The following is a 13,113-nucleotide window of genomic DNA, read 5'->3' as shown; positions in this document are numbered from 1 at the left end:
CTTCGTAAAACCCGTTGCAATCACGCTGCTTACAGGCGCGATGCTACGTTTTCCCAGTTCACCAGGTTTTCCAGGAAGTTGTCCAGATACGCAGGGCGCTTGTTGCGGAAATCGATGTAGTAGGAATGCTCCCACACATCGCAGCCCAAAAGCGCGGTCTGGCCGAAGCAGAGCGGGTTCACGCCGTTTTCGGTCTTGGTCACTGCCAGCGACCCGTCAGCGTTTTTCACCAGCCAGGCCCAGCCCGAACCGAACTGACCAGCGCCAGCAGCGGCAAACTGCGATTTGAAATCGGCAACCGAACCGAAGTTCTCAACGATGGCTTTTTCCAGCTCACCCGGCATGGCGGATTTGCCCGGACCCATCATTTCCCAGAACTGGTTGTGGTTCCACAGCTGCGAAATGTTGTTGAAGATGCCGTTTTGCGCCACGGACGATTTGTCATAGGTGCCGACAATGATCTCTTCAAGGGTCTTGCCCTCCCACTCGGTGCCAGCGATGGCGGCGTTGCCGTTGGTCACATAGGCATTGTGGTGCAGGTCGTGGTGGAATTCCATGGTTTCCGCCGACATGCCAAACTCGGCAAGGGCGTCATGTGCATAAGGAAGGTCGGGAAGTTCAAAAGCCATTGGTAGGGCCCTCATCTGTCGCGTGTTTTTGTTCTCGTTCTAAATGGGGTAGTTGGGTGGTATGGGTCAAGGGGAGAAGAGGGAAATCTCGCATCATCCATCATTAATATGGTTCAGACATTCTTCTTTTGTCATGAAAACGGTCGTTGTATGCGCCGGGCCATTATAAATGAACTCCAACACTTTGACCGGGCCGCGAAAATACCCGGAAAACTCCCGACACATCTCATCTGCGTCAGGACCGTCAAACATGTTCATGCGCCCCGGTTCCAGATCATCAAACGCATAAGAGTATACGATCTGGTAAAGCCCGTTTTCGAAGGCAACACGTTCGGCGACGATCCCCGGAGACACTTCGCTTGGCATTGACAGATTCAGCGCCAACACCTCATTTCGGATTGCCTTACGGCCAATTGGCAGGCCGTTTAAGTTGAAGGTAAACAAATTATACCCATATCCGACACCGCCCAGCAGGATAATGACCAGCCCCGCCCATGACCAAAAGGACGGCACCCGATCATTGTTCATTGCGCGATACTGGCCACGGGCAAGCAGCAGGCAGTAAACAATGCCCACAACAATGGCAAAATTCATAATGCCGTCGGCCAGCCAGTCCTGATCGTTGACATAAAGCCCCAACGTGCCGGCGGTGATCGCAATGAACACACCCCGCATCAGGAAATTGAAGCCGACAAACCCGCCCCAATATGTCTGGGTTACCGTCAGCTCACCTGCAAAAAGTTTTCTCAACATTAAAGCGTTTCGGTTTTAACCTGATACAGGGGGAAACCGAAACGCGGTAAGAGATCTCAATGTCGTGGGCGTTTCGGAATAAACATGTGTCTCAGGTTTATCCCGAAACGCTTTAACTAAATCCAAAACCAGTGAAAAAGGCGCATCTCAACTTAAAGATGCGCCCAGAACAATCCTTTTGGGCGGGCTTGTCAATTAGGAAACACGCCTTTCCCCGGCACCGCAGCGGCGCCACTGGTCACAATCTCTTAGGGAGAGAAGCCATGGTGGATTTTCATGCTTTGCCCAACCCCTCCTACTCGACAAACACGTCATGTGCGTAAGGAAGACAGGGGCGTTCAAAAGCCCCTGGTTAGGCTCTCACCACCTTATTTCACCTGACATGTCCCCGTGGACCGGAATGTATTTCGGAACCCGCGCGGCTTCATCGACATCGTCGCTGATAAATCCGATTTTTGAATGGTCAGGCGATAGGCCAAATCATGGGCCAACACCTTGCCGCCATACTGGTTTTTTCCCGGAACTTTCTTGACGGAGTAGGCAAAGGTGATGCGCTTGGCGTTGTCCACGGCAACTTGCCCTTCGATCGGATCCCCGAACATCTCCTGGATCAAACCATCCAGCACTTTGACCTCACCGGTCTTTTCATCATGCCAAACATAGAGGTCAGGCGGCAGGCTGCCAGCATCCCCGCCGCTGCTTTTTTTCTGAATTTTGCAATAATACTCTGCCGCCGTCGCCTGCCCCAACGTGGCCCCAAGGGAAATGACTGCAACCGCCAGGATTTTTGTAAACACGTCTTACTCCTCAATCAGAAATCAAACCATCTATGATTGATTCCCTCATAGATTTAAAGAGTGCCAAAAACCAAACAGTTCAAAAAATCCACCTTTGCCGCAAGGTAATAAAAGACCCCGGCGACTTGAACAATCACCGGGGGCTGCATGATCCAATTTCGGTCCAGATCAGGCCCGGACTGCGCCTCCGGGAAGCGCTGCATCCTTCAACAGGTCAAATGCAAATTGCTCCACGGAACGGAAGAAGACCGAGTTCCCGCCCCCGCCATTCCCGTCATCGTCTCACACGATGCTGCATTTTCCTTTACCGCGGAACGTATTAAGAAAACCCAAGGGTTTGACCGAGGTCCTGGCCTGCAGGTTCGCCTTCACAATTGTAAACTTATACACAATATTCTGCATCATCGCAGTGCCGCCTTCGGTCGTTCCAACCTTGAGCCCAGAGACATTCCAAGAATAGGTCGTGCGCTTGGCGTTATCCGTTGAAATACGGGCTTCAATCGGTTGACCATAGATCTCCTTGATTAACCCGTCGAAAACAACAACCTCACCTGTCGCCTTATCATGTTCGATAAACGTTACGGATGGGATCAACCAATCTTCGTGACCGGTATCAGGCTTGACCTCACATTTATATGTATCAGCGATTGCAGAAAATGGTGCCAAAGCAACAACGCCAGCAAATACGAGATGTTTCATTTTGTTCTCCTAATTAATGGATAAGTATTTTTGCAGTGATTTCACCGTTGCAGGTGATGATCTTGTCATTGCCGACCAATACATTTTCCGGTTGTTCTGTATTTTTCTTCCGTGAAGAAATAATCGGGTTCTACCCCTGCAGCTTTCAAAAGAGCAGGCCTGCCGTCTTTGTAGAGCGTAAGCTCATATTTCGTGCGCCCCAGAATACTTGCACTGCTTCTTCCGCTGCTGCGCCACACATCCGAGTTGCCAAACCAAAACACAAATCTCTTGCGAAGATTGTTTTCGAACACCACCTCAGCCTTCAGTGCGCGTTCTCCAAAGCGATCAAACAGCTTTGCCCGCACTGAACCAAAGGCCCGCGCGGGATCATCATCAAGGCGGATCTGCTCAGGAACCCATAACCGGTACCGGTCCGGGATCTTGAAAGTGCAGTCATAGGTTTCGGCAGCAGCAGGCGCGGCAAGCAGGAACAGGGAAAGTGAGGATACGAGAAATGATTTCATTACTTTAACCATCAGATATTCAGTTTTTCGAGGCATCAGACAGGCAATCCAGCTGTGCTATTTCTTCTTGCACTCACCTTTGAAGCGAACCTTCAAATTGCTCCAGCCAAGTGTTTCCGGCTTGGTTGTCGCTTTCAGGAGCGCCGGGCGTTCATCTGAGTAAATCGTCAAGGAGTATCGGGCACTGCCCACGTCACGCCTTGCATACCCACCAGCATTCGTCACGCTTGGGTCGATATTTTGAAATCCAAACCTGATCCGCTCATCGGTACTGAGCATCAGCTTTGCTGGAATAAAGGACTTTCCTGATTTCCGGAAAATCTCTGCCGACACTTTATCGCGCCCGTAATCCCGGTCACGGATCAGGGTAATTTGCGCCGGCACCCAGTCCCGGTGCCGTTCTGTCACGTTAAACGTGCAGATCAAGGTTTCAGCAACGGCAGGAGTGGCCAAACTGCTCGCCAGCAATGTAGAAAAAACAATAGATTTCATAAAGCTAACCCCGAAATAACTTAGCATTGTGCTAGATCGATTCGGGGTTAAACTCAATCTTGAATTGCAAGCTTGCCACTTGACGTCAGAAGACCTCACCTCCGGGAAGCGCTGCATCCTTCAACAGGTCATAGGCATACTGCCCAACGGACCGGAAACAGACCAGTTCTGCGGTCTCTTCGTCGATCAGATGGAACGCCGCCGGGATCTGCGCGATGCGGGTGCGGCGCAGTTGGCCCGGAACCATGACCGACACGTCCGCGGGGCTAAGCTTGGCCACCACTTCACGTGCCGCCTTGCCAATAACCCGGAACACGGCGCGCGCGTCAGACACGTTCACCACAAGCGCATGTTCACCAGCCAGCGTGGCGTTCATCGCGTCGATGATGCCCGGAGCAGCCGCGTGATCCACGATCAGCAAAAGCTCATCCGGGGACATCCAGGCGGTGCGCCCCGCCTCACCCGACAGGATTTCCCCCTGCCCCGGCATTTTGGTCCCGGTGGCTTCTTTCACCGCTTTCGCCAGTGTCTTCGAGGCCAGATCACCGCGCACGGTGATCATGCCCACGAGGCCCTGTTCTTCGATGCGGCAATAGCCGTCAAACGACGCGCCATTGAGTGCGGAAACAGCCTTAGACATTCTGCTTCTCCCCATCCTTGTCGTAGAAGACCGGATCACAGATCCGCGCCTTGATCACAGTGTTGGTGCCATCCACGGTCGGGAAGGAAATCACCTCACCCATCCGGTCAGGACCGTGTTTCACCAGCCCCATGGCGATGCCGCGTTTCAGAGTTGGCGAATAATAGGTCGAGGTCACGCGCCCGATCACAACCTTCTGGCCGTTTTCGTTCACGCCTTCGCCCTGCGCATAGGCCCCGTCCGGCAGGACAGACCCATCGAGGGTTTCCAGCCCAACCAGTTTCCAGCGCTCCGGATCGGTCATATGGCTGCGCAGCTGGGCACGTTTGCCAAGGAAGTCTTCCTTCTTCTTGGAAATCGCCCAGTTCAGCCCCAGATCCTGCGGGATCACCGTGCCGTCGGTTTCGTCGCCAATCATGATAAAGCCTTTTTCGGCTCGCATGATGTGCAGACATTCGGTGCCGTAAGGCATCACGCCGAACTCTTCCCCGGCTTCCAGAAGCGCATCCCAGAAGGCACGCCCCTGCGAGGCAGGCACAGCGATTTCATAGCTGAGCTCCCCTGAGAACGAGATCCGGTAGGCGCGCGCATCAAATTCGCCGATCTTGCCATCACGCCACTGCATGAAAGGCAGAGCCTCGGCGGACAGATCCATGCCACCTTCGACGCCCGCATTCAGTTTTTCCAACACTTTGCGCGCGTTCGGCCCCACAACGGCAACCTGCGCCAGCTGTTCGGTCACATTGGCAACATAGACTTTCCAGTCCCACCATTCGGTCTGCAGCCATTCTTCCATCCAGCCATGGATGCGATCGGCCCCGCCCGAGGTGGTGTGACACAGCCAGGTGTCTTCGTCGATGCGGGCAACCACACCGTCATCCGACAGGAAGCCGTTTTCCGAACACATCAGACCATAGCGACATTTTCCAACAGCCAGGTTCGACATCATGTTGGTATACATCATGTCCATGAACTTGCCTGCATCCGGCCCTTTGACAATCAGCTTGCCGAGGGTCGAAGCGTCCAGCAGGCCGAGGTTTTCGCGGGTGTTGATCACCTCGCGATTGACCGCCTGCTCATGGGTCTCACCCTTGCGCGGATAGGTATAGGGACGGCGCCAGTGGCCGACCGGTTCCATATAGGCGCCCTGCTCTTCATGCCATTCGTGCATTGGGGTGCGGCGAATGGGTTGGAAGATCTCGGCCCGAGCCTCACCAGTGATCGCGCCCATCGAAATGGGGTGATAAGGCGGGCGGAAGGTGGTGGTGCCGGTGGTCGGGATCTCTTGACCAAGCGCATTAGACAGAACTGCCAAGCCATTGATATTCGACAATTTCCCCTGATCCGTCGCCATGCCAAGCGTGGTATACCGCTTGGTGTGCTCAACGCTTTCATAGCCCTCACGCGCCGCAAGCTGCACGTCGGACACTTTCACGTCGTTCTGATAGTCCAGCCACATTTTCATGCGCTTTTTCGGACCTGCGCCCTGCGGCATGATCCAGACCGGCTCCAGAGCGGCTTCTGCCTCAGCTTCCCCTTTCGGAGCGGCCATCTCGCCTTCGCCCGCAGCAGCCAGACCGGCCTGCACGGCATTGTCCAGAACGGAACCCAGGGCGAACTCACCATCAGCCGAGCCTGCCGGGATCACAAAGCCTTCGCCATTTGCGCCAAGCGGCGGGCGAGAGGCGTCGGGGCGGAACATGGCATTTGCCTCATCCCAGTTCAGCTTGCCACCGCAATGCGACCAGAGGTGCACAACCGGGGACCAGCCGCCGGACATGGCAACCGCGTCACAGGCGATCTCTTCCAGCGTGGCGCCTTCGCCCTGCTGGGCACAGAGGGTCACGCCGGTGACGGATTTGCCACCTTTGACCATGCCAATGGCTTTTCCATTCTCAACGCGAATACCAGCTTCACGGGCCACGTCTGCCAGCGCGCCGCCACCGTTGGGGCGGGCGTCGATGATCACCGGCACCTCGAGACCAGCCGCCTTCACGGCCAGCGCGGTGCGATAGGCATCATCATTGTTGGTCACAACCACCACACGGTCGCCGGCGGAAACACCCCAGTTCACGAGGTAATCGCGCACGGCACCGGCCAGCATCACGCCGGGGATGTCGTTGCCAGCAAAGGACAGCGGACGTTCAATGGCACCGGTTGCAGTCACGATCTGACCTGCACGGATCCGCCACAGGCGGTGACGCGGACGACCGTCGCCGGGGGTGTGATCTGCCACACGCTCGTAACCAGTCACGTAACCGTGGTCATAAACCCCTGCGCCCATGGTGCGGGTGCGCAGCGTCACATTGTCCATCGCTTCCAGTTCAGCCACAGCGGCGTCGACCCAATCGGAAGGTGATTGGCCGTCGATGGTGCCGCCATCCACAGGCGCACGACCGCCCCAGTGGTTGGTTTGCTCGATCAGCATCACCTTTTTACCCGACTTAGCCGCGGCCAGAGCTGCGGCCAGACCGGCCACGCCACCACCCACAACCAGAATATCGGTGTGGTGGTAGTAATGCTCGTAGCGGTCGGCATCGAAGGTTTCCGCGTCGGGCGCTTTGCCCAGACCGGCGGACTGACGCACGATCGGTTCAAACACATGTTTCCAGCCTGCGCGCGGGAACATGAAGGTCTTGTAGTAGAACCCGGCAGGCAGCCAGCGCGACACGTAGTTGTTCACCACACCCACGTCGAACTCAAGGCTCGGCCAGTGGTTTTGCGAACCCGCGGTCAGACCGTCAAACAGCTCGGTGGTGGTGACACGTTGGTTCGGCTCAAAACGCGCCCCTTCGCCCATGTTCACCAGGGCGTTCGGCTCTTCAGCACCAGACGCAATGATGCCGCGCGGACGGTGGTATTTGAACGAACGGCCCACAAGGGTCTGGCCTTCGCCCAGCAGAGCGGACGCAAGGGTATCCCCTTCGAAACCCTTCATTTTCTTGCCGTTGAAGGTGAAGTTCTTCACCTTCGAGCGGTCGATCAGGCGACCGCCAGTTGAAAGACGGGTGCTCATTTATACCCCTCCCAGTCAGGGTGTTTCGCCTTGACCGCATCAATGATGTCCTGCGGCGGTTCAGTGGTTTGCGCCAAATAGGTGCCGTAGACTTCCAGCGTCATAGTATTGCGGGCAGCGTGAAACCACTTGCCGCAACCCGACGCATGGCGCCAGCGTTCAAAGTGAACCCCTTTCGGGTTCTTGCGCATGAAGAGATAGGTTTCAAACTCGTCATCTGACGAGCCGGGACCAAAACGCTTCAGATGCGCTTCGCCACCGCCATGCAGATCGGTTTCATCGGCCATAACGCCGCAGTAAGGGCATTCAAGGATCAGCATGACAGCAGCTCCGTCTTGATTTTGCGCTTTTCTACACCCAGTTTAGAAAGAAGGAGAGTTTTCTGCGCATGTACACATTTCTGAAAATCGCGCCACTGGCTTTGCTCCTCGTTGGAGCCACATGGGCTGTCTTCCGAGGTTTCGATAAGATCAAACCCGACGATTCCAGAAAAAGTAATATTGGTGGTGGACCAAATCGATTGCATTAGTGAGCTACCCCCGCTGCGACGCTTTCGTCGATAAAGCGGCCTTCGGTGAAGCGGTTGAGGCCAAATTCGGCAGCCAGCGGTCCGGGTTCGCCTTTGGCAACCAGCTCCGCCATCGCCCAGCCGGATCCGGGGATCGATTTGAACCCGCCGGTGCCCCAGCCTGCATTGATGAAGGTGTTGCCCAGTGGCGTTTTCGAAATGATCGGCGAGCGGTCGCCGGTCACATCCACGATCCCACCCCATTGGCGCAGCATCTTGAGGCGCGACACCATCGGGAAGGTCTCAACCAGCGCGCGCACGGTTTCCTCGATATGGTGGAACGACCCGCGCTGGGTGTAGTTGTTGAAAGCGTCGGTGCCGCCACCGATCACCATCTCGCCTTTGTCCGACTGGGACATATAGCCATGCACGGTGTTGGCCATCACAACCACATCCATGCAAGGTTTGATCGGCTCAGACACCAGCGCTTGCAGCGCCACAGATTCCATCGGCAGGCGGAAGCCAGCCATGTCAGCCAGGTGACCCGAGTTACCGGCCACGACAATCGCCATCTTGTCACAGGCGATGTCGCCCAGGGTGGTGCGCACGCCGGTCACTTTGCCGTCGGCCTGATCCACACCGGTCACTTCGCATTTCTGGATGATGTCCATGCCCATGTCAGAACACGCACGGGCATAGCCCCAGGCCACCGCATCGTGACGCGCGGTGCCGGCCCGTTCCTGCCACAGCGCGCCCAGAACGGGGTAGCGCGGGCCGTTGATATTCATGATCGGCACCAGTTCTTTCACACGTTGGGGCGAAATGAACTCGGTCTTCACGCCTTGCAGGGCGTTGGCATGGGCCGTGCGCTGATAGCCGCGTACCTCATGATGGGTCTGCGCCAGCATCATCACACCACGGGGGCTGAACATGACGTTATAGTTCAGGTCCTGCGACATGGTCTCATAAAGGCTGCGCGCCTTTTCATAGATCGCCGCGGACGGATCCTGCAGATAGTTCGACCGGATGATGGTGGTGTTACGGCCCGTATTGCCGCCGCCCAGCCAGCCCTTTTCGATGATCGCCACATTGGTGATCCCGAAATTCTTGCCCAGGTAATAGGCGGTGGCCAGCCCGTGGCCGCCAGCGCCCACGATCACCACGTCATATTTCTTTTTAGGAGTGGGCGATTTCCAGGCGCGTTCCCACCCCTGGTGGTAGCGCACACCCTCCCGTGCGATGGCAAATGCCGAATAACGTCTCATGCTAACCCCGTCGAATCCTCTGATTGGGCGTTCGGTATCCTTCTCTTTTACGCTTTTGTGTGTCGCATCCTTGGCGATCCAGCGCCATTTATAGGCAAAAAGCGACATTGAGGCTTTTGGCCCTGATTGCAGCACGGATCACAGCTTGGTGATCAGGCCCTTTGCTTGACACATATCATGTCAACAGGGTTCGAATTGTCACATCTACGCTTTGGGGGTTTTTAACCCGGCCTTCCCCCGTTACATGATACGGGACCAAACAGACGGAGACATCATGGTTTTCTGGGCACTCACCGGCGCAATTGTACTGGCCGCTGTTCTCATCCTGTCACGACAGATCCTGCGCCGTAGTCCCGAAGGTGCCGGATCGGAAATCACCTCGGACATGCAGATCTATCGTGACCAGTTGAAAGAACTGGACCGGGATCTGGAACGGGGGACGGTTGGCAAGGAGGAGGCAGACCGCACCCGTCTGGAAATCTCGCGACGCCTGTTGGATGCCGACCGTCAGGCGCAGGCCCGTGTGCGGGCAACCGATGCCCCAGAGAGCGCAACCCGCCTGACCATGGGGCTTGCTGCGGTGGCGCTGATTGCAGGCAGTTTTGGCCTTTATTGGGTGCTGGGCAGCCCCGGCGCCGAGGATCTTGGCCTTAAAAAGCGCATCGCAAAAGCAGAAGAGCTTCGTGTGGCACGCCCGTCACAGGCAGAAATCGAAGCAGAACGCCCCGAATGGCCCGGCCCCCCTGAAGGCACCCCTGACGATTACATCAGATTGGTCGACAGCCTGCGCGCCAAGATGCAGGAAACCCCGGATGATCCCCGCGGGCTGGACCTCCTCGTGCAGCATGAAACAAATATGGGCAACTTCATCGCAGCCCGCACCGCAATGGATCGCCTGATGGAGATCAAAGGCTCCGAGGCCAGCTCGGACGATTATGCCCGTCAGGCGGATGTCATGATCATGACCGCCGGCGGCTTTGTTTCGCCCGAAGCCGAAGAAGCACTGCGCGTGGCGCTGATCAAAGATGCCTCAAACCCGGTGGCCCGCTATTATACCGGATTGATGTTTGCCCAGAACTCACGCCCGGATCTGGCCTTCCGCCTGTGGCGCGCTCTTTTGGAAGAAGGTCCGGATGGCGCCCCCTGGATCACCCCGATCCGCACGCAGATCGAAGGGCTGGCACAGATGGCGGGTGAAAACTTCACCCTTCCGCCGCGCGCCCCCAAGGCAACCGCCCCCCTGCCGTCGGCAGAACCCGACGGGTTGGCCGGTCCTTCAGCCGAAGACATGGCCGCCGCCGCTGAGCTGAGTGACGAGGACCGTCAGGACATGATCCGGGGCATGGTGAACCAACTGTCCGAACGCCTTGCCACCGAAGGGGGCACACCTGCGGAATGGGCCCGACTGATCACCGTTCTGGGCGTGTTGGGCGATACCGAACGGGCTGCGGCGATTTGGGGAGAGGCTCAGGAAACCTTTGCGGGCACGGGCGATGCGTTTGAAATGGTCAAAAAGGCGGCCATTCAGGCCGGGGTCGCAGAGTGACCCCGGCTGTGATCCATGAGGATATTGCGGATTTCGCGGCAGCTCTTTCACCGATGACGGCCCTGGTGGGGCTGGACCTTGGCACCAAGACCATCGGGGTTGCGGTGTCCGACGGGTTTCGCCAGGTTGCCACCCCTTTGGAGACCATCAAACGCAAGAAATTCACACTGGATGCGGGGCGTATTCTTGAGATTGTCGCAGAGCGGCAGCTGGGCGGCATTGTCCTTGGCCTGCCCCGCAACATGGATGGCACCGAAGGGCCGCGCTGCCAATCCACACGCGCGTTTGCCAGAAATCTGGCCAAACTGACCGAGCTTCCCATCACCTTCTGGGATGAACGCCTGTCCACCGTGGCCGCCGAACGGGCCCTTCTGGAGGCGGATACGTCACGAAAGCGTCGCTCCGAGGTCATCGACCATGTCGCTGCCGGGTATATCCTGCAAGGAGTGCTGGATCGTATGAGGCATCTTTGATGGCGGATGACGGGAAAATCTGGGTGCGCGACGAGGTGGACAGCCCCTGCGTGAAAATCTGTGTTGTGCACCGCGACGCAGGCCTGTGCACCGGTTGCCTGCGCACTCTTGACGAAATCGCCAGCTGGTCATCCCTGCCGGCTGAAACCCGCCGCGAGATCATGAAAATCCTCCCGGAACGCCGCTCGGAACTGACCAAACGTCGCGGTGGACGGCGTGCGCGTCAACGGCGTGCCATGGGGTTGGACGAGTAACGCGGCCTCCCCACGCCGGGTTCGCAAACATGAAGCTTGCGGTTTCTGTTCGGGCAAAAGGTGAGAGGCGCGAGTGTGACCTCTTTCAAACGTGAAATCGCTCGCGTCTCTGCCCTTCCTTCCCCCTCGCCCTCACGGTTTCTACGGCAACGCGCCTTCGGACAAGGTCCTCAGGCCCAGCAGGGCGACGGCTCACTTTGTGAGCCTGAGGGGGCGCTGCCCCCTCGACCTTCGGTCTCACCCCCGGGATATTTATGACCAGAAAATGACCCTAAACGTCAGTTCACGAGATCGAAGATGGTGACATTGAGGGATACGCGGGGCCGCGCTCCTATTCGGCCAGCTCGGCCTCGGCTTCGATCTCTGCCGCTCGCTGCTCTACCAGTTCCACGATATGCTCAACCATCTTCTCATTGTCGAGCTTGTGGTCCTGTTTGCCCGCGACATAGACCATTCCCGAACCGGCCCCACCGCCGGTAAAGCCGACGTCTGTCATCAACGCTTCACCGGGACCGTTCACCACGCAACCGATGATCGAAAGGCTCATTGGCGTGTGAATATGGGCCAGGCGTTCTTCCAGAGTGGCGACAGTTTTGATCACGTCAAACCCCTGACGGGCACAGGACGGACAGGAGATGATGTTCACACCGCGATGGCGCAGCCCCAGGGATTTCAGGATTTCAAAACCCACCTTCACCTCTTCCACCGGATCGGCAGACAGGCTGACCCGGATCGTATCACCGATCCCGGCCCAGAGCAGGTTGCCAAGGCCGATGGCGGATTTGATGGTACCCGAGACAAAGCCCCCTGCCTCGGTGATCCCAAGGTGGATCGGGGCATCGGTCGCTTCGGCAATGCCATGATAGGCCGCTGCAGACAGGAACACGTCGGAGGCTTTCACGCTGATTTTGTATTCGCGGAAGTCGTTGTCTTCCAGAATGCGGATGTGCTCCAACCCGGATTCCACCATCGCCTCGGGGCAAGGTTCCCCGTATTTTTCAAGCAGATGCTTTTCCAGGGATCCCGCGTTCACCCCGATACGGATCGAGCATCCGTGATCCTTGGCTGCCTTGATGACCTCGCGCACACGTCCGGCATCCCCGATATTACCAGGATTGATCCGCAGGCAGGCCGCGCCCGCTTCTGCCGCTTCGATTGCGCGTTTGTAGTGAAAGTGGATATCCGCGACGATCGGAACCGGGCTTTCCCGGACAATCTCTTTCAGGGCGGTGGTGGAGCCCACATCCGGGCAGGAAATCCGCACGATGTCTGCACCGGCTTCGGCCGCTGCCAGCACCTGCCCCAGCGTGGCCTTCACGTCCGAGCTGTCCGTATTGGTCATGGTCTGGACCGCAATCGGCGCCCCCCCACCAACAGGCACATTCCCCACCATGATCTGGCGCGAGGTGCGGCGTTCGATGTCACGCCAGGGGCGGATGGGATTATGGCTCATAACCGGACCTTTCCGATGATTTTCATGGGGCAAGAGATAACGCGCCGCAGGCGGTTGCACAAGCGCGAGGGGTGAGGATTGC

At 57.3% G+C, this 13,113-nt stretch carries 14 protein-coding genes; 3 read left to right on the top strand and 11 right to left on the bottom strand.

The window, feature by feature from the left end; translation table 11 throughout:
* Positions 1–29 precede the first annotated feature (29 nt).
* The 10 genes from K3J57_RS04905 to K3J57_RS04860 form a co-directional block, all read right to left on the bottom strand.
* Entirely contained in the window at positions 30–629 is a 600-nt protein-coding gene (locus tag K3J57_RS04905; protein WP_055192680.1) for a superoxide dismutase, read from the bottom strand.
* 93 nt (positions 630–722) lie between these two features.
* Complete coding sequence (locus tag K3J57_RS04900) at positions 723–1,382, bottom strand: hypothetical protein (protein WP_259797328.1); 660 nt, start codon at positions 1,380–1,382, stop codon at positions 723–725.
* 368 nt (positions 1,383–1,750) lie between these two features.
* Positions 1,751–2,179 carry a hypothetical protein gene (locus K3J57_RS04895; protein ID WP_259794279.1) on the bottom strand — a complete coding sequence of 143 codons (429 nt, stop codon included), beginning with the start codon at positions 2,177–2,179 and terminating at the stop codon, positions 1,751–1,753.
* Positions 2,180–2,461: 282 nt separating this feature from the next.
* A complete protein-coding gene (locus K3J57_RS04890; RefSeq protein ID WP_055192683.1) occupies positions 2,462–2,878 on the bottom strand; it encodes a hypothetical protein in 417 nt (138 codons plus the stop codon).
* 65 nt (positions 2,879–2,943) lie between these two features.
* A complete protein-coding gene (locus K3J57_RS04885; protein WP_259794276.1) occupies positions 2,944–3,396 on the bottom strand; it encodes a hypothetical protein in 453 nt (150 codons plus the stop codon).
* A gap of 45 nt (positions 3,397–3,441) precedes the next feature.
* Complete coding sequence (locus K3J57_RS04880) at positions 3,442–3,876, bottom strand: hypothetical protein (RefSeq protein WP_259794274.1); 435 nt, start codon at positions 3,874–3,876, stop codon at positions 3,442–3,444.
* Between the two features lie 85 nt (positions 3,877–3,961).
* A complete protein-coding gene (locus K3J57_RS04875; protein ID WP_055192686.1) occupies positions 3,962–4,516 on the bottom strand; it encodes a sarcosine oxidase subunit gamma in 555 nt (184 codons plus the stop codon).
* Positions 4,509–7,532, bottom strand: coding sequence for a sarcosine oxidase subunit alpha family protein (locus tag K3J57_RS04870; RefSeq protein ID WP_259794272.1), 3,024 nt, complete (start codon positions 7,530–7,532; stop codon positions 4,509–4,511). The genes K3J57_RS04875 and K3J57_RS04870 overlap by 8 nt, the downstream gene beginning before the upstream one ends.
* Complete coding sequence (locus K3J57_RS04865) at positions 7,529–7,852, bottom strand: sarcosine oxidase subunit delta (RefSeq protein ID WP_259786556.1); 324 nt, start codon at positions 7,850–7,852, stop codon at positions 7,529–7,531. Before K3J57_RS04865 ends, K3J57_RS04870 begins: the two co-directional genes overlap by 4 nt.
* Before the next feature lie 205 nt (positions 7,853–8,057).
* Positions 8,058–9,305, bottom strand: a complete 1,248-nt coding sequence (locus K3J57_RS04860; RefSeq protein ID WP_055192716.1) for a sarcosine oxidase subunit beta family protein — start codon at positions 9,303–9,305, stop codon at positions 8,058–8,060.
* 274 nt (positions 9,306–9,579) lie between these two features.
* Here K3J57_RS04860 and ccmI point away from each other — a divergent pair, with 274 nt between their 5' ends.
* Genes ccmI through K3J57_RS04845 form a run of 3 tightly spaced genes read left to right on the top strand, consistent with a single transcriptional unit; the run spans position 9,580 to position 11,578 of the window.
* Positions 9,580–10,851 carry a c-type cytochrome biogenesis protein CcmI gene (ccmI, locus tag K3J57_RS04855; protein WP_259797327.1) on the top strand — a complete coding sequence of 424 codons (1,272 nt, stop codon included), beginning with the start codon at positions 9,580–9,582 and terminating at the stop codon, positions 10,849–10,851.
* Positions 10,852–10,904: 53 nt separating this feature from the next.
* Positions 10,905–11,324 (top strand): Holliday junction resolvase RuvX, encoded by a 420-nt coding sequence (gene ruvX, locus K3J57_RS04850; RefSeq protein ID WP_375542835.1) that lies wholly within the window; start codon positions 10,905–10,907, stop codon positions 11,322–11,324.
* The gene (locus K3J57_RS04845; RefSeq protein ID WP_259794270.1) at positions 11,324–11,578 is read left to right on the top strand and encodes a DUF1289 domain-containing protein; all 255 of its coding nucleotides are present in this window, start codon (positions 11,324–11,326) and stop codon (positions 11,576–11,578) included. The genes ruvX and K3J57_RS04845 overlap by 1 nt, the downstream gene beginning before the upstream one ends.
* A 331-nt stretch (positions 11,579–11,909) precedes the next feature.
* Here K3J57_RS04845 and ispG read toward each other — a convergent pair whose 3' ends face one another.
* A complete protein-coding gene (gene ispG / locus K3J57_RS04840; protein WP_259786549.1) occupies positions 11,910–13,031 on the bottom strand; it encodes a flavodoxin-dependent (E)-4-hydroxy-3-methylbut-2-enyl-diphosphate synthase in 1,122 nt (373 codons plus the stop codon).
* Between the last annotated feature and the right edge of the window lie 82 nt (positions 13,032–13,113).

Origin of the sequence: Aliiroseovarius crassostreae (assembly GCF_025137635.1) — a bacterium.
GTDB classification, from domain to species: Bacteria; Pseudomonadota; Alphaproteobacteria; order Rhodobacterales; family Rhodobacteraceae; genus Aliiroseovarius; species Aliiroseovarius crassostreae.
This window is presented reverse-complemented; position numbering and strand designations above follow the sequence as displayed.

Coding starts and splice junctions, on each gene's coding strand:
- K3J57_RS04880 (WP_259794274.1), bottom strand. CDS start 3,876: ATGAAATCTATTGTTTTTTCTACATTGCTGGCGAGCAGTTTGGCCACT.
- K3J57_RS04845 (WP_259794270.1), top strand. CDS start 11,324: ATGGCGGATGACGGGAAAATCTGGGTGCGCGACGAGGTGGACAGCCCC.
- K3J57_RS04900 (WP_259797328.1), bottom strand. CDS start 1,382: ATGTTGAGAAAACTTTTTGCAGGTGAGCTGACGGTAACCCAGACATAT.
- K3J57_RS04860 (WP_055192716.1), bottom strand. CDS start 9,305: ATGAGACGTTATTCGGCATTTGCCATCGCACGGGAGGGTGTGCGCTAC.
- ccmI (WP_259797327.1), top strand. CDS start 9,580: ATGGTTTTCTGGGCACTCACCGGCGCAATTGTACTGGCCGCTGTTCTC.
- K3J57_RS04875 (WP_055192686.1), bottom strand. CDS start 4,516: ATGTCTAAGGCTGTTTCCGCACTCAATGGCGCGTCGTTTGACGGCTAT.
- ruvX (WP_375542835.1), top strand. CDS start 10,905: ATGACGGCCCTGGTGGGGCTGGACCTTGGCACCAAGACCATCGGGGTT.
- K3J57_RS04885 (WP_259794276.1), bottom strand. CDS start 3,396: ATGGTTAAAGTAATGAAATCATTTCTCGTATCCTCACTTTCCCTGTTC.
- K3J57_RS04905 (WP_055192680.1), bottom strand. CDS start 629: ATGGCTTTTGAACTTCCCGACCTTCCTTATGCACATGACGCCCTTGCC.
- ispG (WP_259786549.1), bottom strand. CDS start 13,031: ATGAGCCATAATCCCATCCGCCCCTGGCGTGACATCGAACGCCGCACC.
- K3J57_RS04870 (WP_259794272.1), bottom strand. CDS start 7,532: ATGAGCACCCGTCTTTCAACTGGCGGTCGCCTGATCGACCGCTCGAAG.
- K3J57_RS04865 (WP_259786556.1), bottom strand. CDS start 7,852: ATGCTGATCCTTGAATGCCCTTACTGCGGCGTTATGGCCGATGAAACC.
- K3J57_RS04890 (WP_055192683.1), bottom strand. CDS start 2,878: ATGAAACATCTCGTATTTGCTGGCGTTGTTGCTTTGGCACCATTTTCT.